We start from the raw sequence: 26,205 nt of genomic DNA on the forward strand, positions 1-26,205 counted from the left end.
TTCTTCCGGAAATTGGAAGGATAGATTACAAATATGGCATCTACATCTGCTTGATGGAAGCCTCCATATTGGCCGCGACGCAGACGGCCTGGGTCAAGAAAGGAATCATCATGTCGCAAGACCGCCCGCCGCTGCCGCCATTCACCGCGGAAACCGCCGCGCAGAAGGCGCGCATGGCCGAGGATGCCTGGAACTCGCGCGATCCAGCCCGTGTCGCGCTTGCCTATACGGCAGACAGCCGCTGGCGCAACCGTGCCGAGTTCCTGCAAGGCCGCGATGCCATCCAGGCTTTCCTGACGCGCAAATGGAGCCGGGAACTCGACTACCGGTTGATCAAGGAGGTCTGGGCTTTCCATGGCAACCGTATCGCCGTGCGTTTCGCCTATGAATGGCATGACGACAGCGGCTCCTGGTTCCGCAGCTATGGCAATGAGAACTGGGAATTCGACGAACATGGGCTGATGCGACTGCGCATCGCCAGCATCAACGACCTGCCGATCGGCGCTGCCGACCGTAAATATCACTGGCCGCTCGGCCGGCGGCCGGACGACCATCCCTCGCTGTCGGAACTCGGGCTTTAACCTCTCCGGCAAGAAAGGCTATCGATGGACGCGCATGCTTTCACCAGCGACGTCGCTTTCACGCCGACCGTCAAGGCGATCCAAGCCCGCAAGGGCTCTCGCCAGGCCTATTCCCGGGTCGAGGAGCGCGGTGGCTGGCAGTCGGTGATTACATCGGACCTTGCGGCCTTCATCGAGATGCAGACCAGCGTCTTCCTGTCGACGGCCAACGGTGTTGGCCAGCCCTATATCCAGCATCGCGGCGGGCCGGCCGGCTTCCTCAAAGTGCTCGATGAAAAGACGATCGGCTTCGCCGATTTCGCCGGCAACAGACAGTTCATCACCCAGGGCAATCTCGCCGACAATCCGCAGGCCTTCCTGTTCCTCATCGACTATGCCCATCGCCGGCGCGTCAAGATCTGGGGCAGCGCGCGCGTGGTGGAAGGCGACGCCGAGCTGATGGCGAGGCTGATGCCGCGGGATTATGCGGCACGGCCCGAACAGGTCATCCTGTTCACCGTGGCGACCTGGGATGCCAATTGTCCGCAGCACATTCCGCAGCGTTTCGAGGCCGCCGATGTGGCGGCGGCGCTGGCCGAACGGGACAGGCGGATCGAACGGCTCGAACAGGAAGTCGCTCGCCTGCGGCAGGCGCCGGGATCCGTCGTCACCAAATGACGAGGCGCCGAGGCAGGTTCAGCTGCCGGCGGCGATCTCGGCCAACGCTATGCCGTCCGGCGTCGGCTTCACCGGAACGATGCCGCGCGCCAAAGCCAGCAGATATTTGTTGTATTCGGTGAACAGCACGCGCAGTGCCCGTGGCTTGGTCAGCCAGCCGCCATTGTCGAGATTGCTGTTGACCACCGGATAGGGTTCGAGCTTGGCCTTGTGCAGCAGCCGGCCCATTTCGAGCAGGCTGCGCGGCATGTGGTAATTGTTGGTTACAAGGATCACCGTGCCATAGGCATGGCTCTCGACCCATTTGGCGCTTTCCTCGGCATTGCCGATCGTGTCGAGCGCGGCGCGGTCGATGTCGACGCAGCAGGAAAACAGCCTGATGTCACCGCCGGTCGCGGCCTGAAGCTGACGTCTGCTGGCCGAGGGATGCACACCGCTGATCAAAAGCCGCGCGCCCTTGCCGGACGCCAGCAGCTCCATCGCCGCATCGAGGCGCGATTGGCCGCCGGTCAACACGATGATCGCGTCGGCCCTGGCCGGGTTGGCAGGGGTGGTCAGATGACTGACAGTGTTGGCGAACCAGCCGAAGCCGCCGGCAAACAGGGCGACCAGGGCAAGCAAGGCGAAAGAAGAAACGCGCAGCACGGCCGAAACCCGGCCGCGTCCATGCGGACGCGCCGCCAACGCCGGCATCGATCCAACGGTACTGGTCGAGTCCCGCACCTCCATCATGGCATGGTTAATCCCGAAATGCGGCCTTTGGTAGGTAAAAATCGCAATTTGCGTTACGGCGGTTCTTCATGCGTGATCGATCCTGCTTGGGTGCCGTCGTCATGCCTCAGGCTGGCGGACGTCGATGTCGCTGAGATAGGCGACGACGGTGGCGTGCGAGGTTGCAGCCGTCAGCCCGCCGATGACCAGCACCATCAGCACGACACCGAGATAGCCGGCCGAGCCGATGGCGAAGTTGCCGAATAGCGCAGTCGCCTGGTCGGCCTGCGGGGTCGCCATGTTGCGCGAGGACCACCAGGAAAAGACGATGAAGACGGCGACCGCGGCGGCTCCGCCGGCGGCCGCGCCCTTCATGCCGGTGATCAGGAAATGGCGGCGGAACTCGCGGGCGATGAAACGCGCTTCGGCGCCGACGAAATGCAGCACCTCGATGATGTGGCCGTTGCCGGCCATGGCGCCGCGCGTGGCGAACACCACGGTCAGCACCGTCGCCGAGAGCATCAGCGCCAGCACCGCGATACCGATGGTCACCGTGGTGCGGGCCATGGCCACCAGCCGGTCCACCCAGGTGCGGTGATCGTCAAGCGATGCGCTCGGCAGCTTCGGCGTGATCGCGGCGCGCATGGCGGCGAAATCGGGCGGGTTGTTCTCGTCGATGGTGACGATGATCAGCCGCGGCACCGGCAGTTCGTCGATGTTGAGGCCCGAACCCAGCCATGGCTCCAGCAATCTGGCGGTGGCGTCGCGGTCGATGATCCTGGTCGCCTTCACGCCGGGGAATTCGGCGGCGATCTGCGAGGCCTGGGCAAGGGCTGCCTCCATGTCGAGGCCGTCGACCGGCTTGATCTGGATCGTCGCCTCGCGCGAGATCTGGTTTTCCCAGACCGAGGCGGTGTCGCGCACCAGGGTAACCGCGCCGAAGGTCAGGCAGGACAGGAAGGTCATGATGGCGATGACCAGCACCAGGGCGCGGCCGGCGATGTTCTGCGCCGGCACGATGGGCGCCATCTTGCGCTGGACGCGCGGCCTTGGCGCGGCCGCTTCGTCGGCCTGTGCGTCGAGGTGTTCGGCGGAAAGCTCAGTCATAGATATCAAGCCTCCCGCCGGCCAGGATCATGCGGCGCGCATCGACCTGCTCCATCAGGCCGAGATCGTGGGTCGCGATCACCACGGCGGTGCCCAGGCGGTTGAGTTCGATGAAGAGCCTGAGCAGGCGCCGCGCCAGCGGCGGATCGACATTGCCGGTCGGCTCGTCGGCCAGCAGGATTTCCGGCTGCTCGATCAGGGCGCGGGCGATCGCCGCGCGCTGCTTCTCCCCGCCCGATAGCACCGGCGGCAGCACATGCATGCGTTCGCCGAGCCCGACCCATTTCAACAGCTCGGTCACGTCGGTGCGGTAGCTCGCTTCCTCGCGCCCGCGCACGCGCAAGGGCAACGCGACATTCTCATAGGTGGTCATGTGGTCGAGCAGGCGGAAATCCTGGAACACCACGCCGATGCGGCGCCTGAGATGCGGCAGTTCGGCGCGCGAGATGCGCGAGCGATCCTTGCCGAAGATGGTGATCAGCCCACGCGTCGGCTTCAGTGACATGAACAGAAGGCGCAGCAACGTCGTCTTGCCGGCACCCGAAGGCCCGCTCAGGAACTGGAAGGAACGCTCCGGTATGTGCAGGGAGATGTCGCGGAGGATTTCCGGACCCATGCCATAGCGGAGGCCGACATTTTCGAAGCGAATCAATTTCGGCGACCTGAAATTCCTAGAGCGTGATGCCGAAAAGTGTGAGGCGGTTTTCGGGCGACATCATGCTCTATCACTCTAATTCGGAGGCGGATTCAGATTTCAGGTCGATTTGACCTGAAATCTGAATCCGTCGGCGGCAAGCCGGCCTGTTCTCGGAAAAGACCATCGGCCGGCATGGTTAACCGGCGGTTAATCGGTGGGTTGTTTCGGCTCGTCACAAGGGCTCCGGTGGGGAAGCGTTAACCATTTGCCTTTACGCAAAAGAAACGAAAAGCGAACGTGCTGCAATGCTGGGGCCATGATGGCTGAGGATCGAACCGCGCGCCCGGTTTCCGGCGAAATCATGGCCGATCCGCCGGCAAATGCCGCGCCGGAGCGTATCCTGCGTGCTGGCGCGGCGGATATCGTCGATGCCGACTATGTGGTGGTGCCGCGCGCCGCGCCCTGTGCCGAAGCTATTTCGCCGCAGCGCGTGATGTCCATGCCATCCCTCGAAGGCATGGACATGCTGCGCAAGCCCGAGCCGCCGGCGGAGCGGCCACCGGCGTCGCGCGGCGGGCCGATCTTCTGGATCGCCGGTATCGGCGCCGCCTTCGCCGCCTTCTGGGTCTCCGGCGGGCATGCACTGGTGCGCCAGGCGCCGCCCCTCGCGGGCGGACCGGCCTCGGCGTTGAGCATTTCAGGAGTGACGTCACGCGTGGACGCCTCCGGAGCGAGCCCCGTGCTGTTCGTCGACGGCGAGGCTGCCAATGACGGAGCAAGTCCGGCGACGTTGCCGCCGCTCGAGATCCGCGTCACCGGCAATGACGGGCGCACAACGCGCTATACTTTGGGGACATCCAGCCGCTCATTGGCGCCAAGTGAAAGATTCGGCTTTGCCAGCCGGCTCGACGTGCCTAGAAACGGCGTAAGGACGGTGTCGGTCACCTTCGCTGAATAGCATGTGCGACAGGTGAGGCCGGCCGGCAAACGGCTGATGTCAGCGCTTGCGGTGCGCGAAGGCCTTTGAAAATCTTGAAGGGACGAAGAATGCCAGTTGTGCGCGGCAAGGACATCGAGGTCCTGTTTTCGGCGTCGGCCATCGCCCGGCGCAATCTCGAACTCGCCAAGGAGATCGCCGGGCACGACTATCACGATCTTCTGGTGATCTCGGTGCTGAAGGGCTCGTTCATCTTCGCCGCAGACCTCATTCGCGCCATGCATGATGTCGGCCTGTCGCCGGAGGTCGAGTTCATCTTCATCTCCAGCTACGGCGCCGGCACCACAAGCGGCGAGGTGAGGGTGCTGCGCGACATCGACAACGAGGTCGCCGGCCGCGACGTGCTTCTGATCGACGACATTCTGGAGTCGGGCAAGACGCTGAGCTTCACCCGCGACCTGATGCTGTCGCGCGGCGCCAAAAGCTGCGCCATCGCGGTGCTGCTCGACAAGCGCATGCGCCGCCAGACCACCCTCAATGCCGATTATGTCGGCTTCGACTGCCCCGACTATTTCGTCGTCGGCTACGGCATGGATGTCGCGCACGCTTTTCGCGAACTGCCGTTCGTCGGCGTCGTCAAAGGCGATGCCTGAGGCCGTGGCAAATACTGAAAAAGGGCTTAACGGCTTCAAGAAAATAACCATCCCGGAGCGCCGGGCCCTTCAGAAAAAGTCAACATTTGCTCGCCAAACATGCCGGCCATGGCAAAGCTCCTGATCGTTGAGGACGATGAGTCCGTCCGCACCCTCGCAGCCCGGGCGCTCGAACGCGCCGGGCACGCAATCGACATCGCCGCCGACGGCGCGCAAGGACTGGCGATGATACGCGCCGCGAAGGGCGGCTACGATCTCGTCGTCTCCGACATCCGCATGCCCGAGATGGACGGCATCGAGATGGCGATTGCAGCTTCGGCACTTTTCCCGTCGATGAAGATCCTGCTGATGACCGGCTATGCCGATCAGCGCGAGCGCGCCGAGGAACTGAACGGCATCATCCTCGACGTCGTGCAGAAGCCGTTCACGCTGGCCGAAATCCGTTCACGCGTCGAACGGGCGCTGAGCATTTTCGCCTGATCAGGCGGGATCGGCAGCGACGAGCACCGGGGGATTGCGCCGTCCGGTGTTGAGCGCCAAGAGGCCAGCTCCGATGATAAGGGCGGCGCCGATCACGGTCGTCGACCGCGGCACTTCGGCGAAGAACAGAAAACCCCACAGCGGCGACCACAGGATGCCGGTGTATTCGAAGGTGGCGACGCGGTTTGCCGGCGCCATCCGGTAGGCCTGCGACAGCAAGATCATGCCGGCGGAAGCGACGAAGCCGCAGGCGGCCATCTTGAGGAAATCCGGCACTGTCGGCCACAGCCAGGGGCGCACCAGGAATTCCAGGCTGGGATGGGCGGCATGATTGATGCCGGCAAGCCAGAACAGGCTTGCGACCAGTGCCGCGCCGGCGAGATAGGCACCGTTCTGGTAGAAGGCCATCACGGTTGAGGATTCGGTGTCGCCGATCTTGCGCGCCATCAGTTGCGAGAAGCCGTAGAGCACCGCGGAACCCAGTGACAGCAGCGCCGCCCAGTCGAACAGTCCCGCACCCGGGCGCAGCATCACGACGACGCCAAGCAGCCCGATCAACACGGTCGCCAGCGTCTGCCAGGAGACCCGTTCGCCAAGATAGGGCCCGGCCAGCACCATGATGCACAGCGGGGCCATGAAATAGAGCGCCACGGCATCGGCCAGGGGCAAGGCGGCGATGGCGAGGTAGTACATGGTGTAAGAGGTGAACTGAATGAAGGCGCGCATGGTCAGCATGCCGAACCGCCGCGACAGGATCGCCCGCAGCCCGACATCGGCATGGACGAGGACAATCAGGATCGGCAGGGCGACGATCGCGCGGATGGCCATCACCTCGGTCACGGGGTAACCGCCCGACACCGCCTTGACGAGCGGGTCTTGCAGCGAGAAGACCAACACGCCCAGGCACAGGCTCAGCATGCCGAGCACCATCCGATTGCGCATGAGGGTCCCAAGCTCCCGTACCAGGGCGCAAGCAAGCTTGCAGCAAGCTAAAAAGAACCCGCCACCGTTTCGGGCAGCGGGCATGAGTGAGGACTCTTGATTGGCCCGTGGCCGAATCCTCAGCCACATATCCAATGGGTGAAGCAACTATCATCCCGTGTTTGACATGTTGCAAACGAATTGGAATGATATCAGCAATCAAAATTCCTTATGGCGGACGGGATGCGGCCCACTCTCGACAGCGATCTCCTGCGCACCTTCGTGGCCATTGTCGAAGCAGGCAATTTCACCAAGGCGGCCGAGCAGGCCGGTCGCACCCAATCGGCGGTTTCGATGCAGATGAAGAAGCTCGAAAGCGTCATCGGCGACAGCCTGTTCGAGCGCGGGTCGCGCGGCGTGGCGCTGACGCGGCGCGGCGGCGAACTGATTGTCAATGCCCGCCGCATCGTCTCGCTGCTCGACGAGACGGCAGCGTCGATGGCGGCGGCGCCGCTCGGCGGGCCGGTGCGGATCGGCATTCCGGAAGAATACGGCCATGCCATCCTGTCGCGCGCGCTCGGCGCGTTCTCGAAGCGTCACACCAAGGTCGAGGTCACCGTGCGCTATGCCCATTCGGGGGCGCAGATAGCGGCGCTAGCCGCCGGCGAACTCGATCTTTGCGTGGTGTTCGAATGGCAGGATCCTTCAGGAGGCGAAGTGCTGATGCATGATCCGACGGTGTGGGTGACATCGATGCTGCATAACATGCATGAGGAGCGTCCGGTGCCGATCGCTCTCTATAACCGGGCCGGCTGGTGCAAGGATTTCGCCATCAAATCGCTCGAACAGCGCGGGCTTGGCTATCGTGTCGCCTACACCAGCGACACGACCGGCGGCCTGAAGCTTGCCGTGACCTCGGGTCTGGCGATCGCACCGATTTCGCGCAGCAACATTCCGGGCGGCTGCCGGGAGTTGACGTCGGCCGACGGTTTCGGGGACATCGATTCCTCGAATGTGGTGATGCATCGTAACCCGAATGCGTCGGGCGAGGCGATCGACGGCATGCAAGAGGCGATCCGCGAGGCGTTCGTCAACAGGCAGACTCAGCCGGCCGCATCCTCGTAGAAATGCAGCCGGTTGCCGAACGGATCGGCAACCGACACCTCGCGGGTCTTCCACGGCGTCTCTTCCAGGCCCGGCCTGGCGAAACGGTATGCTTTGCCGATCATTTCGCTATGCAGGGCGGCGATGTCCTCGACCTTGATGCGCATGGCGATGCCGGGCGCGCCGTCGTCATGGTGTTCGCTCAGATGCAGGATGCAGCCGTCACGGCCGATCGCCATGTAAAGCGGCGCGTTGTCGTCAAAGCGGTGCTCCCACAGCACCTCGAAGCCGAGGAAGCCGACGTAAAACTCATGGGCCTTGGCAATGTCGAAGATGCGCAGGATGGGCGTCACTGTGCCGAATTTGGGCATGATGTTGCAGCCGCTCCCGAATTACAGGCCGATGTCGCGGCGGCGATCCCTATTTCAGTTCCAGCAGCCGTTCCAGATAGCTGCGCTCGATGTCGGGGCTGAGTGCATTGCCGAGCCGTTTGCGGATCGCTTCCAGGATCTGGCGGGCGCGCTGCACGTCGATCTCGTCCGGCACCTTCACCGAATCGCCGAAATCGGGACCCTGGCTGGCGCGCGGCCGGCCGAGCGGATCGCGATCGGCGTTCTGCTGGCGACCGCCTTCCTCGCTGCCGCCTTCGTCGCCCTGCATCGCCTGCATCTGCTTCATCATGTCCTTGGCGCCCTTGCGCAGCGCCTCCAGCGCGCGGCCCTGGTGGCCAACGGCCTGATCACCTTCACCATCGCCCAAGGCCTGCTCGGCATTGCCCATTGACTTGCCGGCCTCACCAAATCCTTCATTGGGCTCCATGCCCATCCCCTCGAGCCCCTTCTTCAACTGTTCGAGGTCGTTCTTCAGCTGGCCTTGGCCTTCCTGCAACTGCTTCAGCGCATCGGCGAATTCCTGCGGCGTCATCGGCTTTTGCCCGGCGAGCGGATCGCGGTTCTCGCCTGCGCCCGGCCTGTCCTGATCCTCGCCGCCGCCTTCGCCGAGCTGTTCATCGCGGTTCTGGCCGCGTTGGCGCTCGCCGCGTTGCATCTGATCCATGCGGAAGGTGTCGTTCATCATCTCCTGCTGGCGCCGCAGGATGTCGCCGAGCTTGTCCATCTGCTGGCGCATCTGGCTGTCCTGCTGGCCACCCTGCTGCTGGCGGCCTGCCTGAAGGTTGTTCATCATGTCCTGCAGCTGCGACAGCAATTGCTGCGCCTTGTCGCGATCGCCGGACTTCGCCAGGTTCTCGATCTGGTCCATCATGCGGTCGATGTCGCTCTGGCGCAGTTCCTGGCCGTTCTGCTGCATCTGCGGGGCGTTGGGATTCTGCTTGGCGCGCTCGGCGAATTCCTGCAGGAACTGGTTCATCGCCTCGCGCAGTTCCTTCATCGCCTTTTCGATCTCCGCGTCGCTGGCGCCGTTCTTGATAGCGTCCTGCAAAGCCTGCTGCGCCTGGCGCAGCCGCTTCTCGGCAGCCGAGAGATTGCCCTCCTCGATGCCGAGCGCGATTTCCCAGAGATAGGACACCTCGTTGCGCAACTGGTCGTCGCTGTCGGCCATCTTCAGCCGGCTGCGCGCGCTCATGATGGCGAGGTAGTGGGACATGTTGTCGAACGTGTCCTCGGGTCGCAGCGTGATCGCATCCATCAAGTCGAGCACGCGCGGCTTGGCGTTGGCGTCGAGCGCCAGCAGGCGGCGCTGCTCGATAACGGCCCGCGCCAGCGGATTGGAGAACGGCCGCTCCGGCATCACCAATGTCTTGGTTTCGCTGCTCGCCGTATGCCCGGCATCGTCGGTGGCGACCAACGTCAACTTGATCTCGGCGCCAGCCCAGACGTGCTCGGTCAGGTCCTTCGAGGTCCGGGCGGCATTCGCCTTGCCGCCGCGGCGCGGCAGCGTCAGCGGCATGTCAGGCGGACCGTAGAGCGGACGCGCATCGGGCGCCTGCGGATCGGCGAGCGCGAACACGGCCTTGGCGTTGGCGGCGCCATAATCGTCGTCGATCTGGTAGTTGAGCTCGAAAGCGCCGTTGACAGCGCGCTTCGGCTCGCCGACGAAACGGATCTGCGGCGGCTTGTCCGGGATCACCGTGAAGGCCCAACGGCCGAGTTCGTCCTCGCCCGACTTCAGCGTCAGCGTGCCATCGCTCGTCAGCTTGCCAATGAACTGGCGCACTTTGGATTGCGCTGTCGGGCTTGCCGCCGGCTTGGCCGCGGCCGCCTGCGGGTCGGCGGGATCGATGGCGCGCGCATTGCCATTCTTGTCGGCATAGGCAAGTGTCTCCTCGCCCGTGCCGCCTGTGACGCGCAGCGAAACATCGCTGCCTTCGGGAACGTGGAAGGCCGGCGCCGCCTGGTTGGCATCCGCGGTGAGGAAGATCGGCGGCTTGCCGGTATAAGCGGGCGGCGTCACCCATGCATCGATGCGCGGCGGCACGGCGTCATGCGCGTCCTGGGCGCTGAACGCGTCGGCTACCCGGCCACCGGTCGGTCCGAAGGAAAAAGCGAAGGCGGTGACGAGCAGAAGCGCCGCCACGGCGCGCAATCCCCAGGGATCGCGTTCCGGCACGCGCGTGCGCGGCACGTCGGCGCCGAGGCTGTCGAGCCTGTCGGCCATGCGCTTCTGGTGCTCGCGCCACAGCGCCTGCGAGAAGCTGCTTTCGCGGCCGCTCGGCCGGTCCGTCTGGGTCTGGACGGGGTGGTGCAGCAAATGGTTGGCCGCCTCGATGCGGCGGTCGATCTCGGCGCCGCCCGGCATGCGAAAAAAGCGTAGCGGGTAGAGCGCAGCCAGTGTCGCGACGCCGAAGGCAGCGACCAGCCCGATGCGCGCCGCATCGGGCAGGCGCGGGAAGAGCCCTAGCCAGGAAATGCTGAGAAACAGGCTGGCGACGACGAGAAGCGGCAGCAGGAGCGGCCAGCCCCGTTCGACCATCATCGACACCCGCGTCGCCAGCCGGCTGAGCGCCAGGCGCCCGGCGAGACCGCGATCGCTGCTGAAGATCGGTCGTTCCGTCATCGGCCCTTCCACGGGAGCGGGCGGGATGGCCCGAACCTCACGACTCGAAGAATACCCAGCAAACGCGGCGAAGGCGAGGCAGTTCCTGAAAAACGTGAAGGAGAGAAAGGCGCGGCGATCAGAATTTCGCCGGATCTGCGTTCGCGCCGCAGACGAGGACGGCGACCCGTTCGCCGGGTGCCGGCGCATAGCAGCCGGACAGGATGGCGCCGAAAGCCGCGGCGCCACCGGGTTCCGAGATGATCCGCACCCGGTCCCACAGCGCCTTCTGGGCGGCGACGATGTCGTCGTCGCTGACCAGGATGGAGCGTTCCACGAAGGCCTCGGCGATCGGGAACATCATCTCGCCGACACGTTTGGGCGCCAGGGAATCGGCGGCGATGCCCTCGGCCGGCGCATCAACCGGATGGCCGGCCTCAAGGGCGCGATAGAGTGTCGGCGCGCCCTCCGGTTCGACGGCGACGATGCGAATACGGCCGGCGAACCAGGCGGCGATGCCACCGATCAGGCCGCCGCCGCCGACGGCGACCAGCAAAGTATCGATCTGAGGCAGGTCGTTCTCAATTTCCAGCCCGAGCGTGCCTTGGCCGATAAGCGTTTCCTCCTGGTTGAAAGCGTGGATCTGCAAGGCGCCGGTTTGCTCGGCAAAACGTTCGCTGGCGGCCAGCGCCTCGGCATAGCGGGCGCCGCCGACGACCAGCTCGGCACCGTAGCCGCGGATGCGCTCCAGCTTGGCCGGCGGGCTCACTTCCGGAACGAAGATGGTCGCCCTATGGCCGAGCCGCATGGCGGCATACGCCACCGCCGCTCCATGATTGCCGCCCGAGGCGGCGACTACGCCGGCCTCTGGGACCGGCCGCTCGAGAAGGTTGGTGAAGGCACCGCGCGCCTTGAACGAGCCGGAATGCTGCAGGCATTCGAGTTTGAGGTCGACCGCCAGCGGCGGCCTGTCGAAGTCGGCCATGTCGACGCGCAGCACCGGCGTGTGGCGCACATAGCGACGGATGCGCGGTTCCATCGCGACGATGCGTTCGCGCGTTATGGTGTTGCCGTTGGTCATGGCCATCTCCTTGGGATTGACAGTAATCAGTAACTTGGCAAAATGGCTAAATGCAAGAGGTTGATGTGTTCAAGGCGATCGCCAACGAACGAAGGCTGCGGATCCTCGATTGGCTGAAGGATCCGCGGGCGCATTTCCCAGCCCAGGCGGATGGCGATCTGGTCCAGGACGGCGTCTGTGCACTGCTGATCGCTGAAAAGCTCGGCATTACGCAAGCGACGCTCTCCGAGCATATGCGTGTGCTCACCCAGGCAGGGCTGTTGCGGACCAAGCGCATCAAGCAATGGACCTTCTACCGCCGCGACGAGGACAAGATCGCGGAGACAAGAGCACTCATCCAGAACCGGCTATAGGGCCGCAGTCGCGGCTTCTATGCAAGCCAGTCGGGCATCGAATCCAGGCCGATCAGCTCGTCATAGGTCGGGCGCGGGCGCACCACGTGGAAACGATCGCCGTCGACCAGCACCTCCGGTACCAGCAGGCGGGTGTTGTAGGTGCCCGCCTGCACCGCGCCATAGGCGCCAGCGGTGGCGATGGCGACCAGGTCGCCGGACTTGAGTCTTGGCAGGTCGCGGTCGAGGCCGAGATAGTCGCCGGTCTCGCAGACCGGGCCGACGATATCGACCGTCATGCGCGGCGCGTCGGCGGGCGGCAGCACCACCGGTCTTATGTCGTGAAAAGCGTCGTAGAGCGTCGGCCGGATCAGGTCGTTCATGGCGGCGTCAACGACGAGGAAATTCTTGGCATCGCCTTCTTTCGCGAAGATCACTTGCGAGACGAGGATACCGGCATTGCCAACGATCAGCCGGCCCGGCTCGAACATCACCTTCAAGCCGAGCTTGGTGACGTGCTTGCGGACGATCTGCGCATAGGCGTCGGGGAGCGGTGGCGGGTTGTTGTCGACGCGGTAGGGAATGCCGAGACCGCCGCCGAGATCGACATGCTCGATGGCATGGCCGTCGGCGCGCAGCGCGCCGACCAGTTCCACCAAAAGCGCGAAGGCATCGTCGAAGGGTTGCAACTCGGTGATCTGGCTGCCGATATGGGTGTCGATGCCGGTGACCTTGATGCCCGGCAATTCGGCCGCGCGCGCATAGACCTGACGCGCCTTCTGCCATGGGATGCCGAACTTGTTCTCGGCTTTGCCGGTCGAGATCTTCTTGTGCGTCCTGGCGTCGACATCCGGATTGATGCGCAGCGAGACCGGCGCCACCTTGCCCAGGGCAACGGCGCGCGACGAGAGCAGCTCGAGTTCGGGCTCGGATTCGACGTTGAAGCACAGGATGCCCGCTGCCAGCGCAAAGTCCATTTCACGCGCGGTCTTGCCGACGCCGGAGAACAGGATCTTGCTGGCCGGGATGCCGGCTGCCAATGCGCGCCGCAACTCGCCTTCCGACACCACGTCGGCTCCAGCGCCGAGCCTGGCCAAGGTCCTCAGCACCGCCTGATTGGAATTCGCCTTCATGGCGTAGCAGACCAGTGCATCAAGCCCGGCAAAGGCCTGAACGAAGACGCGGTAGTGCCTGGTCAGCGTGGCCGTCGAATAGCAGTAGAATGGCGTGCCGACGGTTGCGGCGATATCCGATATCGCCACGTCTTCGGCATGAAGCACGCCGTCGCGGTAGTCGAAATGATTCACGAGAGTGGTTCCGAAAAGTTGGAGCAGGGTAGGAGCGGGTTTAGCACCTCAAACCGCTCTCACCGGCTCTAGAGCAGCGGGTCGAGAATGAACTTCTTGTCCGCGACCGGTTTTTCCGGTTCCGGCGGCACAGGTTGGTGGGCCTTCTCGGCGTCCTTGCGTGCCTGCACGGCCGCCTCGTAAGGCGTATCGAGACCGGACCTTCTGCCGCAAGCCGTAACGGCGGCAAGCGCCGCAAGCAGCGTCAATGTCACCAAAATCCTGCTTCCGGTCATCGATCCATCCGTCCGAAACTTTTTTCCGCCGCTGCTTTTAGCCGAGTTCTCGGCGCATTGCACCCCGGATATTGCCGTTGCAATATCCCGGATATTGCCGGACGCAATAGCTGGCGTCACGCCTTGGCCAGCCGCTTTTTCCAGTAGCGGATCTGCTTCCTGACTTCCGACGGTGCGGTGCCGCCGAAGGAGGTGCGGCTCTTCACCGAGTTCTGCACGGCCAGCACCGAAAAGATGTCCTGCGTGATGCCGGGATGGATCGACTGCAAGTCTTCCAGCGCAAGCTTCTCCAGGCTCAGCTTCTTCTCTTCGGCCAGCGCCACCGCCCGTCCCGTGACATGATGCGCTTCCCGGAAAGGCAGGCCGAGCGTGCGCACCAGCCAGTCGGCAAGGTCGGTCGCGGTTGCGTGGCCGGAGCCGGCGGCCTTCTTCATCGCCGCCGCGTTCACCGTCATGTCGGAGACCATGCCGGTCATCGCCGCCAGCATCAGGTCGAGCGTCTCGGCGGCATCGAACACCGATTCCTTGTCTTCCTGCATGTCCTTGCCATAGGTCAAAGGCATGCCCTTCATCACCGTCAGCAGGCCGACCAGATGGCCGGTGACGCGCCCGGTCTTGCCGCGCACCAGTTCGGCGGCATCGGGGTTCTTCTTCTGCGGCATGATCGAGGAACCGGTGGAGAAGCTGTCCGACAGCCTGATGAAGCCGAATTGCGGCGTCGACCAGATGATGATTTCTTCCGCCAGCCGCGACAGATGCGTGGCGCATATCGCCGCCAATGCCAGGAATTCCAGCGCGAAATCGCGATCCGAGACGCTGTCCAGCGAATTGCGCATCGGCTCGCGGAACCCGAGCGCCGTGGCGGTCCGGTGGCGGTCGATGGGAAAGCTGGTGCCGGCAAGGGCGGCCGCACCCAGCGGGCTTTCGTCCATGCGTTCGACGGCGTCGCGCACCCGCGACAGATCGCGCGAAAACATCTCGACATAGGCCATGCAATGATGGCCGAATGTCACCGGCTGCGCCGCCTGCATATGAGTGAAGCCCGGCATCACCGTCGCGGCGTGCTGCTCGGCCCGCTCCAGCAACGCACCGATCAGGCCCTTCAAGGCCTCGGCGACGCGAAAGCACTCGTCCTTCACCCAGAGCCGGAGGTCCACTGCAACCTGGTCGTTGCGAGAGCGGGCCGTGTGCAGCCGGCCGGCGGCCGGACCGATCAGTTCGGCGAGGCGGGCCTCGACATTCATGTGGATGTCTTCCAGCCTGGTCGAGAATTCAAACGTGCCCGTCTCGATCTCTTTCAGGATCGTGTTCAGGCCGTGAGCGATTTTTTCTTGATCGGCCGCCGAAATAATGCCCGTCTGCGCCAGCATCGCGCTATGGGCGATCGAACCTCTGATGTCCTGCGCATAGAGTTTGCGGTCGAACGAGATCGACGCGTTGATCGCTTCCATGATCGCGGCCGGACCCGAGGCAAATCGTCCGCCCCACATCTGGTTGCTGGTCTTCTTGTCGCTCATGGCTATAAAACCCGTGCTTCGGAGCAGTTTTGAGAAAATGGCAGACGGAAACAGATTTTTCCCGGCCCCGCGCCTGATCCTCGCCGCCCTGGTGGCGGGAGCGCTGGCCGGCGCGGTCGCGGTATATGTCAGCGAGAGCCGGTCTGGCAACAATGCCGCGCCGCAAGTCGCGGTGGGCGACAGCAAGGACGATGTCGCCTGCGCCGCCAAGAGCGAACGCGCCAAGAAGATCGCCGCTGCCGCCACCGGCGAGGTCGCGGCCCTCTTGCCCGCCGATCCGCCGCAATCGATGAAGGGCCTCGCCTTCAACGGCCCGGACGGCAAGCCGATGACCATCGCCGACCATGCCGGCAAGACGGTGCTGCTCAATCTGTGGGCGACATGGTGCGCGCCATGCCGCGCCGAAATGCCGGCGCTGGACGCCTTGCAGAAGGAAAAGGGCAGCGATGCGTTCCAGGTCGTCGCCGTCAATGTCGATGCCGGCGACGATGTGAAGCCGAAGAAGTTCCTTAGGGATACCGGCGTCGAGGCGCTCGGCTATTACAGGGATTCGACGATGGTGCTGTTCAACGACCTGAAGACGCGCGGCCTGGCGCTCGGCCTGCCCGTCACCATGCTGATCGACGGCGAAGGCTGCCTGATCGCCCATATGAACGGCCCGGCCGAGTGGTCGGGGCCCGACGCCAAGCGGCTTGTCGAGGCCGCGCTCAACCCGTCGGGCTGAGCGCGGGACGGGAATTTTCCACGCATCGACCGAGCTTTAAACCGACGCCTTTTTCAGCGTTGTCATGTCAGTGTTGTCATGCGCTGTTAGACACCGTCCGTCGGTGAGGTCGCTGACCGTCTCGACGCAGGTCCCTGGTACACCAATTCAAACAGCAAGCCGCTATGCAATCATTTCCGGTCACTTCTATCCGGAGGTCCACGCTACTTTAGCCGGAAGTGAAGTGCGCTTGCCCGCAACAAAACCGTTGTCCGCTGCGCGCGAACGACACATAGTGCCATTGCGGGAGTGCCCCTTTCGCCAATGACAAGCAATGAAAACGGGAGACGAAACATGAAGTTCTTTGGCTTCGCGGCCGGTGTCGCCGTGACCCTGCTTTCCACAACCTCCGCCTTCGCCGTGACGCAGATCAGCTGGTGGCACGCCATGACCGGCGCCAACGCAGAGGTCGTCGACAAGATTTCCAAGGATTTCAACGCCAGCCAGGGCGACTATCAGATCGTTCCGGTTTTCAAAGGCACCTATCCCGAAACGCTGAATGCCGGCATCGCCGCCTACCGTGCCGGCCAGGCGCCCGACATCATCCAGGTGTTCGATGTCGGCACCGGCGTGATGATGGCGGCCCGGGACGCGATCAAGCCAGTGGCCGAGGTGCTGACCGGCGCCGGGATGAACTTTGACAAGAGCCAGTATCTGCCAGGCATCGTCGGTTATTATTCGACGCCGGACGGCACCATGCTGTCCTTCCCCTACAACTCCTCCTCGCCGATCCTCTACTACAACAAGGACATCTTCCAAAAGGCGGGGCTCGACGTGAACAACCCGCCCAAGACCTGGAGCGAGGTGTGGGAGGATGCCAAAAAGATCAAGGCGAGCGGCGCCGCCGCTTGCGGCTACACCTCGACCTGGCTGACCTGGATTCACCTGGAAAACTTCGCGGCGTGGAACGATGTGCCTTGGGCCACGCAGCAGAATGGCTTGGCCGGCGGTGATGTCGAACTCAAGATCAACGCGCCGATCTTCGTCAAACATTTCCAGGCGCTCGCGGATCTGGCCAAGGACGGCACCTTCAAATATGGCGGGCGCACCTCCGAAGCCAAGCAGATATTCCTCGCCGGCGAATGCGGCATCTTCACCGAATCCTCGGGCGGGCTGGGCGACATCGTCAAGTCGGGCATGAACTACGGCATCGGCCAGTTGCCCTATGACAGCGACGCCAAGGGCGCGCCGCAGAACACGACGCCGGGCGGCGCCAGCCTTTGGGTCTTCGGCGGCAAGTCCGACGAGGAATACAAGGGCGTCGCGGCCTTCTTCGCCTATCTGTCCAAGACCGATGTGCAGGAATATCTGCACCAGAAATCGGGATATCTGCCGGTGACGCTCGCCGCCTATGAGGCGACGAAAAAGTCCGGCTTCTACGACAAGAATCCCGGCCGCGAGACGCCGATCCTGCAGATGACGGGCAAGGCGCCGACCGACAATTCGAAGGGCGTGCGGTTGCCGAACCTGCCGCAGGTGCGCGACATCCAGAACGAGGAGTTCGAAAAGATGCTTGCCGGTCAGGAAACCGCCCAGCAGGCGCTCGACAATGCGGTCACGCGTGGCAACGCGGCGATCAAGGAAGCGCTGGGGAATTAGGGCGCGTCGAGCCTATCGAGTTATAGTCCTTGCTCTACGAGGCGCCCCTCCGCCCTGCCGGGCATCTCCCCCTCAAGGGGGGAGATCGGCTGTCGCTACCGTTTTCGGAAGTTGCCAAGGCTGGAGAATGGCAGCCGTCGCAGGAACTGCCGATCTTCCTACAAGAGGAGGAGATGCCCGGCAGGGCAGCGGGGGGCGCCGTAGCGTGCCGCTCGGTTGACTATTTCCACGCCGGAGCGGCGCATTGACCCCGCGCGTCGTCTTTCCCAACAAAGTTTTGCCCTACCTCCTGGTGGCGCCGCAACTGGCCATCACGCTGGTGTTCTTCTATTGGCCGGCCGGGCAGGCTCTCTATCAGTCGATGCTGCGGCAGGATCCGTTCGGGCTGAGGAGCAGGTTCGTCTGGTTTGCCAATTTCCGCAAGGTGCTTGCCGATCCGGCCTATCTCAACTCGATCAAGGTCACAGTGGTGTTTTCGCTTGCGACCGTGATCGTTGCCATGGGCGTGGCGCTGCTCCTTGCCGTCATGGCGGAAAAGGTGGTGCGCGGCAAAGGCCTCTACCGCACGCTCATGATCTGGCCCTACGCGGTGGCGCCGGCGATCGCCGGCATGCTGTGGCTGTTCCTGTTCAACCCATCGATAGGCTCGCTGTCCTATCTGCTGAGACGTTTCGGCGTCGGCTGGGATCCGCTGCTCAACGGCACCGACGCCATGATCCTTCTGGTGGCGGCGGCCGCCTGGAAGCAGATCAGCTATAATTTCCTGTTCTTCGTCGCCGGGCTGCAGGCGGTGCCGAAAACGCTGATCGAGGCGGCGGCGATCGACGGCGCCGGCGAAACCAAGCGCTTCTGGACCATCGTCTTCCCGCTTTTGGCACCGACGACGTTTTTCCTTTTGGTCGTCAACACCGTCTATGCCCTGTTCGACACGTTCGGCATCGTCCACGCCGTCACCGGCGGGGGGCCGGGCAAGGCCACCGAGACACTGGTCTACAAGGTCTACAATGACGGCTTCGTCAATCTGATCCTCGGCGATTCGGCGGCGCAGTCGGTCATCCTGATGGTCATCGTCATCGCGCTCACCGCCATCCAGTTCCGCTACGTGGAACGCAAGGTGCATTACGGCTGAGGAGCGCGATGATCGGTCGGTCCCCGTTTCGCATTTTCCTTGCACATGCCGTGCTCATCCTCGGCATACTGATCGTCGCCTTTCCGATCTACTACACGTTCGTTGCATCGACGCAGACGCTGCAAACCATCCTCAGGCCGCCACTGCCTTTCCGGCCGGGCAGCGAGTTCTGGAGCAATTACAGCGAGGCGCTGTTCGGCGGCGTCGGCCGCATCGGCGGGCTTGGCGTCGGCAGGCTGCTCCTCAACTCCACGATCATGGCGCTTGGCGTCGCGGTCGGAAAGATATTCATCTCGATCCTGTCGGCCTACGCGATCGTCTTCTTCCGTTTTCCGCTGCGCATGACTTTCTTCTGGCTGATCTTCATCACCCTGATGCTTCCCGTCGAGGTGCGCATCCTGCCGACCTACAAGGTAATGGTCGATCTCGGCATGGTCGACACTTATGCCGGACTGATCATCCCGCTGATCGCCTCGGCCACCGCAACGCTGTTGTTCCGCCAGTTCTTCATGACCATCCCGGGCGAGTTGGTCGAGGCGGCGCGCGTCGACGGCGCCGGCCCATGGCGCTTCTTCTTCGATATCCTGTTGCCATTGTCGCGCACCAATATCGCGGCGCTGTTCGTCATCCTTTTCATCTACGGCTGGACGCAGTATCTGTGGCCGCTGCTGGTCACCAACAGCAACGATATGAGCACCATCGTCATCGCACTGAAGAAGATGGTCTCCTTCGCCGATGCCGACACCCAATGGCATTTGGTCATGGTCACGGCGATCCTGGCAATCTTGCCGCCAATCCTGGTCGTGGTGCTGATGCAGCGCTGGTTCGTGCGCGGACTGGTCGACACCGAAAAGTGAGAAGTCGATGGCGACGGTCGATCTGAGGGACGTGAAGAAGGTCTATGCCGGCGGCGTCGAAGCCGTGAAGGGCGTCTCCATTGCCATTCCCGACAAGGAACTCTGTGTGCTGGTTGGGCCGTCCGGCTGCGGCAAGTCCACGCTTTTGAGGATGATCGCCGGGTTGGAGACCATATCTTCCGGCACGGTCGCTATCGACGGCAAGATTGTCAACACGATTGGCCCGACCGAGCGCGACATCGCCATGGTGTTCCAAAACTATGCGCTCTATCCGCATATGAAAGTCTACGACAACATGGCTTACGGGCTACGCAATCGCGGTACGCCCAAGGACGAGATCGACAGCAGGGTTCGTTCGACCGCCAAGGTGCTGGAGCTTTCCGCGCTGCTTGACCGGCGTCCGCGCGAGCTTTCCGGCGGTCAGCGCCAGCGCGTCGCCATGGGCCGCGCCATCGTGCGCAATCCGAAAGTCTTCCTGTTCGACGAGCCACTCTCCAACCTCGATGCCAAGCTGCGCGGCCAGATGCGGGTCGAAATCAAGAATTTGCAGCGCTCGCTCGGTGTCACCTCGGTCTACGTCACCCATGACCAATTGGAAGCGATGACGTTGGCCGATATCCTCGTCGTCATGAATGGCGGATTGGTCGAGCAGACGGGCGCGCCACTCGACATTTACGAGAAGCCGGCCTCGACCTTCGTCGCCTCTTTCATCGGCGCACCGCCGATGAATCTTCTGTCCCTTTCGGGTCTGGCGCTGACCGGCAGCAAGACGATCGACTTCGCGCCTGCGAATGCCGTCACGCTCGGCTTCCGTCCCGAGGATGCCGATGTCGCCTTGGCGGCCGAGGCACCGTCCGGCGCGCTCGTACTGCCGACAATGGTGGAGGCGGTCGAACCGGTGGGAGCCGACAGCTTTCTTCACTGTGCGGCAGGCGGCGACCGCATCGTCGTGCGTGTGGCCGCGCGCGCAACAGCCAAGCCCGGCGACCAGTTGCGCGTCGTGGTCAAGGCCGAGAAACTTCACTGGTTCGATCAGGCTGCAAAGAGGGTCGACTGACGCCGATCTTGCATGCTGATCAGCGGGGTGCGGGCCGTCGGCCGGTCAGGCGAACACATGCGCCTGTCCCGACACGGTCAGCCGGACGATCTCACCAACCGCCGGCGCGTCCATGCCGGACTTGCGCAGGATCAGCGGCGTGCTGCCGATGGCGGCGGCGTCCGGCGGGTCTGGGCTGTTGAGCAATCGCACCGCGACCGTGCAGGTCGAGCCGGCGAATTCGGATTCCGTTACCTCGCCAAACAGCATGTCCGGTGTGCCCGACATGCCCTCGCGCGATGTCCGCTTGAGCCCGATCTGCTCCGGCCGCAACATGATGCGAGCGACATCGCGGCTGTCCGACGTATCGACGGCGATGCGGCCAAGCGGCGACGTGGCGAAACCGCCCGCTATCTTCGCCGGCAGGATGATGGCGTCGCCAAGGAACTCGGCGATCATCCTGTCCTTCGGCTTGAGATAAAGTTCGCGCGGTGTGCCGACCTGCGAAAACCGGCCATCGCGCATCACCGCGACCTGGCTGGCAAAGGACAGCGCCTCGGCCTGGTCGTGCGTCACCAGGATGGTGGTTATGCCGGCGGCTTCGAGCAGTTCCGCCACGGCCTTGCGCATCGAGGCGCGCAGGCCGGTGTCGAGCGCCGAGAACGGTTCATCGAGCAGCATCAGCCGTGGCTTCATCGCCATGGCGCGGGCGAGCGCCACGCGTTGCTGCTGGCCGCCGGAGAGTTCGTGTGGCCGGCGCTTCAGGATCGCCTTGTCCAGCCCAACGATATAGGCGAGCTCGACGATGCGCTCTGAGCGTTTGTACAGCCGGCGGTCCATCCCGAACCCGATATTGTCGCCAATCGTCAGGTGCGGAAACAGGGCGCCGTCCTGTGCAACCAGGCCGATACCGCGGCGGTGCGCCGGAATGGCGCCGCCGCTGTCGGCCAGCATCTTTCCGTCAAGCACAATGCTGCCCTGGTCGGGCGCCTCGAAACCGGCGATCAGCCGCAGCAAAGTGGTCTTGCCGCAGCCGGACGGCCCGACGATGGCCGTGCGGCTGCCGCTGGCAACGTCGAGATCGATGCCGGCAAGCGCCGCGACCGGGCCGTAATGCTTGTGCAGGCCACTGATTTCGAGAAAGCTCATCGTCCTGCCATCCGTTTCGACTGGGCATAGAGCAGCCAGGTCAGGGGCAGCGACATCGCCACCATGATGAAGGCATAGGGTGCGGCCGACGCGTAGTCGATCTCGCCGCTGTAGGACCAGAACGCCATCGCCAGCGTGCGGGTGCCGTTCGGCGCCAGCATCTGGGTCGCAGTCAGCTCGTTCATGATGCCGAGCCCCACCAGCGCCATGCCGGCGGCGGCACCCGGCGCCGACAGGCGGATCGTCGTCGACCACAATGCATGGAGCGGCGGCCGCCCGAGGCTGGATGCGGCGAGCTCGAGCTCCACCGGCGCCTGCGCGATCGACGCCCGCAGGCTGATCAGGGCGCGGGGCAGGAACATCAAGGCATAGGCAACCAGGATGGTGAACAGGGTCTGGTAGAGCGGCAGCGCGATGCGAACGGTGATGGTGACCAGCGCCAGCGCGATCACGACCCCGGGCAGCGATCCGACGATGTAGTTGCAGCCCTCCAGCAAGCGCTGCAAAGGCCCCGGCGCGCGGATCGAGATCCAGGCCATCGGCATTGCGGCGACGGTGGCGAGCAGCGCGCCGGCGAGCGCCAGAAACAGCGTCTGGCCGAGCGCCAGGCCGATCTCGTCGAGCCGCCAGACCTCGGCGCCGCCGGCGGCAAGCCAGCGGCCGATGGTGACGAACGGCACGCCGAGCGCCAAAAGCGTTGTGGCGGCAAGCAGCAGCAGGCAAGGCACGGTCGCCCGGCCGAGCGGCGCGCGCGGTTGATGGCGCGCCGCGCCCGAACCGACGCGGGCATAGCGCTCCTCGCCCCGCACCAGCACCTCCAGCCCGAGCAGGACGAAGCAGCAGCTCACCAGCACGCCGGCCAGCATGTTCGCGGCCGGCCCGTTGAAGGTCGACTGGAACTGGTCGACGATCGCCGTTGTGAAGGTGTCGAAGCGGATGAAGACGTAAAGGCCGTATTCGGCCAACAGGTGCAGGCCGACCAGCAATGCGCCGCCACAAATGGCAAGCCTGAGCTGCGGCAGCACGACACGCCAGAACACGCGCCAGGGACCAAGGCCGAGTGCGGCCGCGGCGTCTTCGAGCGCCGGATCGAGCCGGCGCAAGGCCGCCGATATCGGCAGATAGAGAAACGGGAAATAGGCGATGACGGAAATCAGGACGCCGGCCCACAAGCCATGCAGCCCGGGCACCATGGTGATCCAGGCATAGCTGTGCACGAAGGCGGGAATGGCGAGCGGCGCCACGCATAACCAAGCCCACAACCGTGCGCCGGACAGGTCGCTGCGCTCGGTCAGCCAGGCCAGGGTCACGGACAGGATGATGGCGATCGGCACGGCGAGCGCGACAAGCAGGACGGTGTTGGCCAGAAGCTCGCCGACACGCGGCCGGAACACCAGCGCCGAGACGGTTTCCCAGCCGGTCTGCACGGCGACCCAGACGATGAAGGCAAGCGGCAGCAGCGCCAACAGCGAAACGAAGATCGCGGCGGCAACGATCCATGACGCAGCGCGCCGGCGTGCCCTGCGGCGCGTCCTCGGCGGCAGGTCCGGGCTTGCGATGTCGGCCGCGAACTGCATCGGCTCAGACTTCGCGCCCTTGCCGCCTGGCGGCGGCAATCGAAAGACCACGATCATGGTCGGGAATACAGCGTGTCGTCATCGACGAATGCCATCTCGAAAAAACAAAACGCTCCCGCGGAATTCCCGCGGGAGCACGGCCGGTGTCCTTATTAGGACGAACGGCAACTAAAGCAAGCCGGCCGCCGTCATCAGGTCGGTGGCCTTCTTGGAGTTCAGCGTCGCGGCATCGATCTTCGGCGCCTGCAGGTCGGCCAGCGGCACCAGCTTCGGATTGGACTCCGCGCCCTTGCCGACCGCGTATTCGAAGGACGTTCCGTTCTTCAGCACGTCCTGGCCGCCCTTGCCGGTCACCCACTTCAGGAAGGCCTGGGCTTCCTTCGGATGCTTGCTCGAAGCCAGCACGCCGCCACCGGAGGTCGAGACGAAGGCGCCCGGATCCTGGTTCTTGAAATAATGCAGCGCAACGTTCTTGCTGTTTTCGCCGGTCTTGGCCTGATCGCCGAAGTAGTAGTAGTGATAGATCACGCCGCCTTCGATCTCACCGGCGTTGACCGCCTTCATCACGGTGCTGTTGCCCTTGTAGGCGGTGAAATTCTCCTTCATCGCCTTCAGCCAGTCCGCCGTCGCGGCTTCGCCCTTGAGCTGCAGCAGCGCGCTGACGATCGCCTGGAAATCAGCGCCCGACGGCGAGGCGGCCCAGCGGCCTTTCCAGCTCGGATCAGCAAGGTCGAGCAGCGACTTGGGCAACTGGTCGGCCTTGAGCTTGGTGGTATTGTAGGCAAAGACGGTGCTGCGCGCGGCAACGCCAACCCATTTGCCGCTCGCTGCCTGATAATCCTGTGGAACCTGCGCCAGCGTGTCCGCATCGACCGGCGCGAACAGGCCGGCATTCTCGACCAGCACCATGGCCGGCGAATTCTCGGTCAGGAACACGTCGGCGGGCGAGGCGGTACCCTCCGCGACGATCTGGTTGGAGAAATCGCTATCGCCGCCATTGCGCAACGTGACCTTGATGCCGGTTTCCTTGGTGAAGCCGTCGGCCCATTCCTTGGCGAGGCTCTCGTGCTGGGCATTGTAGACGATGATGCCTGTATCCTCGGCCATCGCCTGGCCAGCGATCAGGCTGACCGCCACCGCCGCGGCGCCGGCAAGGGTGGAAAGAGCGTATTTCATGGGCATCGTCCTCGATCTCGTTGAACTGGCACGCAGCACCTACCGATACATGACAGGTGTAGTCAACATTTTTGGCCTGCTTCAATCGGCCGCTGACGACATAGGCCCTATGCCAGGCGGACAATTCCGCGTGATGGCCGCGCGGGATCGCGGGATCGACGGTTCGGGGTCGCCTTCGACGAGTCGCGCGCCCAGCCCGCATTTGTCCGCAATCTTTCGTGACTTGCCGGTAGTTTGCCTTGGACATTATTTCGCCGGCCACGTAACAAATCAGCGCCGAGGCGCGAAGATCGGGGAGTGAACTCTTGTGAGCGGCAAGGACGAGGCCGAGCTTTCCCGGCTGATGCGAGCCGCGATCGCGGGAGATGAAAGGGCCTATGCCGACTTTCTGCACCGGACGGCCGCTTTGGTTCGCGGTTTTGCCAGGCGCAAGATCGTCAAAGGCGGGGTCGATCCCGAGGATGTCGTGCAGGAAACCTTGCTGGCCATTCATGTGAAACGGCACACCTGGCGTCAGGACGCACCTGTGCTGCCCTGGGTCTATGCCATCGCGCGCTTCAAGCTGATCGATGCATTCCGGCGGCGCGGACGGCGCATCGAGATCGATGTGGACGATATTGCCGAAACCTTCGCCGAGCCGGAAACGGAAACCGTCAGCGAACGCGACATCAACCGGGCGCTCGACGGCCTGCCGCCGGCACAGCGCTCGGTGGTGTCGTCCGTGTCGGTGGAGGGGCGCTCGATCGGCGACACGGCAGCCAAGTTCGGCATCAGCGAAACAGCGGTGCGGGTTTCCCTGCATCGCGGACTTGCAGCCATTGCCAAGCGGTTCGGGCAGGGGCGGTTTGGGCGGGAATGACATGAGGACCGAAGATCTCATCAAGGCGCTTGATGCCGACGCCCGCAGCAAGGCGATGCCGCTGCGCTCGGCCTGGTGGTTGGCTGCCGGCGTGGCCGCCGTGATCGCGGGTGCCGTTTTCATGATGACGATCGGTCCGCGCCCCGACTTCATGGCTGCCGCACATACGATGCGCTTTCTTTCGAAGTTCCTGTTCACCGTCGTGCTCGCCGCCAGCGCCTTCGCCTTCGTCAGGGCATTGTCGACACCGGGAGCATCGACAGGCAAGGCGGCGGCCTGGATGGCGGCTGCGCCCGTGCTCGTCGCGGTGGCCGTAGTGCTGGAGCTTTACGCCGTGCCCGAGGCCGACTGGGGCAGGCGGCTCGTCGGTTCCAACATGATGGTCTGCATGGGGCTCATCCCGCTGATCGGCATCGGCCCGCTGGCCATCTTCCTGTGGATGCTGCGCTATGGCGCGCCGACACGGCCAGTGCTGGCCGGCACGGCCGCGGGCCTGCTCGCCGGCGGGCTGGCGGCGACCTTCTATGCCGCGCATTGCTTTGATGATTCGCCACTTTTCGTCGCCACCTGGTACACGATCGCGATCGCTGCGCTGGCGCTGCTAGGCGCACTCGGCGGCCGGTTTTTCGTGCGCTGGTAGCGCGACGCCCGCTCCTGCATTCCGCGCATACCGATCCTTAATCATGCCGGCAAATGTTTGCCGGCCGGCGACATCCCCGATACCCGCGACGCAACCTTTCCTTAAAACCGATCCGTCAGGATTTTC

28 protein-coding genes are annotated in these 26,205 nt (G+C 64.0%); 15 read left to right on the forward strand and 13 right to left on the reverse strand.

What is annotated here, in order from left to right:
- Nucleotides 1-110: 110 nt before the first annotated feature.
- On the forward strand, nt 111-581 hold the full coding sequence (locus tag LB532_RS29060; protein ID WP_140640236.1) for a DUF1348 family protein: 471 nt from the start codon (nt 111-113) through the stop codon (nt 579-581).
- 24 nt (nt 582-605) lie between these two features.
- Complete coding sequence (locus tag LB532_RS29065; RefSeq protein ID WP_140560175.1) at nt 606-1,238, forward strand: pyridoxamine 5'-phosphate oxidase family protein; 633 nt, start codon at nt 606-608, stop codon at nt 1,236-1,238.
- An 18-nt stretch (nt 1,239-1,256) separates the two neighbouring features.
- Here LB532_RS29065 and LB532_RS29070 read toward each other — a convergent pair whose 3' ends face one another.
- The 3 genes from LB532_RS29070 to ftsE form a co-directional block, all read right to left on the reverse strand.
- On the reverse strand, nt 1,257-1,970 hold the full coding sequence (locus tag LB532_RS29070) for a YdcF family protein (protein ID WP_140640238.1): 714 nt from the start codon (nt 1,968-1,970) through the stop codon (nt 1,257-1,259).
- 99 nt (nt 1,971-2,069) lie between these two features.
- Nucleotides 2,070-3,056, reverse strand: coding sequence for a cell division protein FtsX (locus LB532_RS29075; RefSeq protein WP_140640240.1), 987 nt, complete (start codon nt 3,054-3,056; stop codon nt 2,070-2,072).
- Nucleotides 3,049-3,708 (reverse strand): cell division ATP-binding protein FtsE, encoded by a 660-nt coding sequence (gene ftsE, locus LB532_RS29080; protein WP_027023302.1) that lies wholly within the window; start codon nt 3,706-3,708, stop codon nt 3,049-3,051. The genes LB532_RS29075 and ftsE overlap by 8 nt, the downstream gene beginning before the upstream one ends.
- 301 nt (nt 3,709-4,009) lie before the next feature.
- Between ftsE and LB532_RS29085 the strand changes: the two genes are divergently transcribed.
- The 3 genes from LB532_RS29085 (at nt 4,010) to LB532_RS29095 (ending at nt 5,763) form a co-directional block, all read left to right on the forward strand.
- Nucleotides 4,010-4,651, forward strand: a complete 642-nt coding sequence (locus tag LB532_RS29085) for a hypothetical protein (protein ID WP_140640242.1) — start codon at nt 4,010-4,012, stop codon at nt 4,649-4,651.
- Between the two features lie 89 nt (nt 4,652-4,740).
- The gene (hpt, locus tag LB532_RS29090; RefSeq protein ID WP_140640244.1) at nt 4,741-5,283 is read left to right on the forward strand and encodes a hypoxanthine phosphoribosyltransferase; all 543 of its coding nucleotides are present in this window, start codon (nt 4,741-4,743) and stop codon (nt 5,281-5,283) included.
- Between the two features lie 108 nt (nt 5,284-5,391).
- Nucleotides 5,392-5,763: a response regulator gene (locus LB532_RS29095; RefSeq protein WP_181169390.1), complete on the forward strand. Its 372-nt coding sequence runs from the start codon at nt 5,392-5,394 to the stop codon at nt 5,761-5,763.
- On the opposite strand, the gene LB532_RS29100 is transcribed toward LB532_RS29095, so the two are convergent.
- Nucleotides 5,764-6,705: a DMT family transporter gene (locus LB532_RS29100; RefSeq protein ID WP_140640248.1), complete on the reverse strand. Its 942-nt coding sequence runs from the start codon at nt 6,703-6,705 to the stop codon at nt 5,764-5,766.
- 222 nt (nt 6,706-6,927) lie between these two features.
- Between LB532_RS29100 and LB532_RS29105 the strand changes: the two genes are divergently transcribed.
- Nucleotides 6,928-7,809: a LysR family transcriptional regulator gene (locus LB532_RS29105; RefSeq protein ID WP_140640250.1), complete on the forward strand. Its 882-nt coding sequence runs from the start codon at nt 6,928-6,930 to the stop codon at nt 7,807-7,809.
- Here LB532_RS29105 and LB532_RS29110 read toward each other — a convergent pair.
- The 3 genes from LB532_RS29110 to LB532_RS29120 form a co-directional block, all read right to left on the reverse strand.
- Nucleotides 7,788-8,159: a glyoxalase superfamily protein gene (locus LB532_RS29110; protein ID WP_140640252.1), complete on the reverse strand. Its 372-nt coding sequence runs from the start codon at nt 8,157-8,159 to the stop codon at nt 7,788-7,790. The two genes, LB532_RS29105 and LB532_RS29110, sit on opposite strands and share 22 nt — an antisense overlap.
- 49 nt (nt 8,160-8,208) lie before the next feature.
- Nucleotides 8,209-10,803: a TIGR02302 family protein gene (locus tag LB532_RS29115; RefSeq protein WP_140640254.1), complete on the reverse strand. Its 2,595-nt coding sequence runs from the start codon at nt 10,801-10,803 to the stop codon at nt 8,209-8,211.
- 118 nt (nt 10,804-10,921) lie between these two features.
- Nucleotides 10,922-11,863 (reverse strand): threonine/serine dehydratase, encoded by a 942-nt coding sequence (locus tag LB532_RS29120; protein WP_140640256.1) that lies wholly within the window; start codon nt 11,861-11,863, stop codon nt 10,922-10,924.
- A gap of 50 nt (nt 11,864-11,913) precedes the next feature.
- Here LB532_RS29120 and LB532_RS29125 point away from each other — a divergent pair, with 50 nt between their 5' ends.
- Nucleotides 11,914-12,216 carry an ArsR/SmtB family transcription factor gene (locus LB532_RS29125; RefSeq protein ID WP_140640258.1) on the forward strand — a complete coding sequence of 101 codons (303 nt, stop codon included), beginning with the start codon at nt 11,914-11,916 and terminating at the stop codon, nt 12,214-12,216.
- A 17-nt stretch (nt 12,217-12,233) separates the two neighbouring features.
- On the opposite strand, the gene lysA is transcribed toward LB532_RS29125, so the two are convergent.
- The 3 genes from lysA to argH form a co-directional block, all read right to left on the reverse strand.
- Nucleotides 12,234-13,502 (reverse strand): diaminopimelate decarboxylase, encoded by a 1,269-nt coding sequence (gene lysA / locus LB532_RS29130; RefSeq protein ID WP_140640260.1) that lies wholly within the window; start codon nt 13,500-13,502, stop codon nt 12,234-12,236.
- A gap of 68 nt (nt 13,503-13,570) precedes the next feature.
- Nucleotides 13,571-13,777: a lipoprotein gene (locus LB532_RS29135; protein ID WP_140525432.1), complete on the reverse strand. Its 207-nt coding sequence runs from the start codon at nt 13,775-13,777 to the stop codon at nt 13,571-13,573.
- A 116-nt stretch (nt 13,778-13,893) separates the two neighbouring features.
- A complete protein-coding gene (gene argH, locus LB532_RS29140; protein WP_140640262.1) occupies nt 13,894-15,294 on the reverse strand; it encodes an argininosuccinate lyase in 1,401 nt (466 codons plus the stop codon).
- Nucleotides 15,295-15,331: 37 nt separating this feature from the next.
- Here argH and tlpA point away from each other — a divergent pair, with 37 nt between their 5' ends.
- The 5 genes from tlpA (at nt 15,332) to LB532_RS29165 (ending at nt 20,699) form a co-directional block, all read left to right on the forward strand.
- On the forward strand, nt 15,332-16,018 hold the full coding sequence (gene tlpA / locus LB532_RS29145) for a thiol:disulfide interchange protein TlpA (RefSeq protein WP_140640264.1): 687 nt from the start codon (nt 15,332-15,334) through the stop codon (nt 16,016-16,018).
- 333 nt (nt 16,019-16,351) lie between these two features.
- Nucleotides 16,352-17,656: a sn-glycerol-3-phosphate ABC transporter substrate-binding protein UgpB gene (gene ugpB, locus LB532_RS29150; protein WP_140640266.1), complete on the forward strand. Its 1,305-nt coding sequence runs from the start codon at nt 16,352-16,354 to the stop codon at nt 17,654-17,656.
- Nucleotides 17,657-17,900: 244 nt separating this feature from the next.
- Nucleotides 17,901-18,785: a sn-glycerol-3-phosphate ABC transporter permease UgpA gene (gene ugpA / locus LB532_RS29155; protein WP_140640268.1), complete on the forward strand. Its 885-nt coding sequence runs from the start codon at nt 17,901-17,903 to the stop codon at nt 18,783-18,785.
- 8 nt (nt 18,786-18,793) lie between these two features.
- Entirely contained in the window at nt 18,794-19,642 is an 849-nt protein-coding gene (ugpE, locus tag LB532_RS29160) for a sn-glycerol-3-phosphate ABC transporter permease UgpE (RefSeq protein ID WP_140640270.1), read from the forward strand.
- A 7-nt stretch (nt 19,643-19,649) separates the two neighbouring features.
- Complete coding sequence (locus LB532_RS29165) at nt 19,650-20,699, forward strand: sn-glycerol-3-phosphate import ATP-binding protein UgpC (protein ID WP_140640272.1); 1,050 nt, start codon at nt 19,650-19,652, stop codon at nt 20,697-20,699.
- A 45-nt stretch (nt 20,700-20,744) separates the two neighbouring features.
- Here LB532_RS29165 and LB532_RS29170 read toward each other — a convergent pair whose 3' ends face one another.
- From LB532_RS29170 to LB532_RS29180, 3 genes are all read right to left on the reverse strand, one after another.
- Complete coding sequence (locus LB532_RS29170; protein WP_140640274.1) at nt 20,745-21,827, reverse strand: ABC transporter ATP-binding protein; 1,083 nt, start codon at nt 21,825-21,827, stop codon at nt 20,745-20,747.
- Entirely contained in the window at nt 21,824-23,404 is a 1,581-nt protein-coding gene (locus tag LB532_RS29175) for an ABC transporter permease (RefSeq protein WP_181169391.1), read from the reverse strand. The genes LB532_RS29170 and LB532_RS29175 overlap by 4 nt, the downstream gene beginning before the upstream one ends.
- A gap of 168 nt (nt 23,405-23,572) precedes the next feature.
- Nucleotides 23,573-24,580, reverse strand: a complete 1,008-nt coding sequence (locus LB532_RS29180; protein ID WP_140553251.1) for an iron ABC transporter substrate-binding protein — start codon at nt 24,578-24,580, stop codon at nt 23,573-23,575.
- Between LB532_RS29180 and LB532_RS29185 the strand changes: the two genes are divergently transcribed.
- The 3 genes from LB532_RS29185 to LB532_RS29195 are packed head-to-tail and all read left to right on the forward strand — an operon-like array spanning nt 24,579 to nt 26,079.
- Nucleotides 24,579-24,881 carry a hypothetical protein gene (locus LB532_RS29185; RefSeq protein WP_140640278.1) on the forward strand — a complete coding sequence of 101 codons (303 nt, stop codon included), beginning with the start codon at nt 24,579-24,581 and terminating at the stop codon, nt 24,879-24,881. The genes LB532_RS29180 and LB532_RS29185 overlap by 2 nt on opposite strands.
- A gap of 6 nt (nt 24,882-24,887) precedes the next feature.
- Nucleotides 24,888-25,439, forward strand: a complete 552-nt coding sequence (locus LB532_RS29190; protein ID WP_140513867.1) for a sigma-70 family RNA polymerase sigma factor — start codon at nt 24,888-24,890, stop codon at nt 25,437-25,439.
- 1 nt (nt 25,440) lies between these two features.
- The gene (locus tag LB532_RS29195; RefSeq protein ID WP_140640280.1) at nt 25,441-26,079 is read left to right on the forward strand and encodes an NrsF family protein; all 639 of its coding nucleotides are present in this window, start codon (nt 25,441-25,443) and stop codon (nt 26,077-26,079) included.
- Nucleotides 26,080-26,205: the final 126 nt, after the last annotated feature.

Origin of the sequence: Mesorhizobium sp. ESP-6-2 (assembly GCF_020164675.1) — a bacterium.
GTDB lineage: Bacteria > Pseudomonadota > Alphaproteobacteria > Rhizobiales > Rhizobiaceae > Mesorhizobium.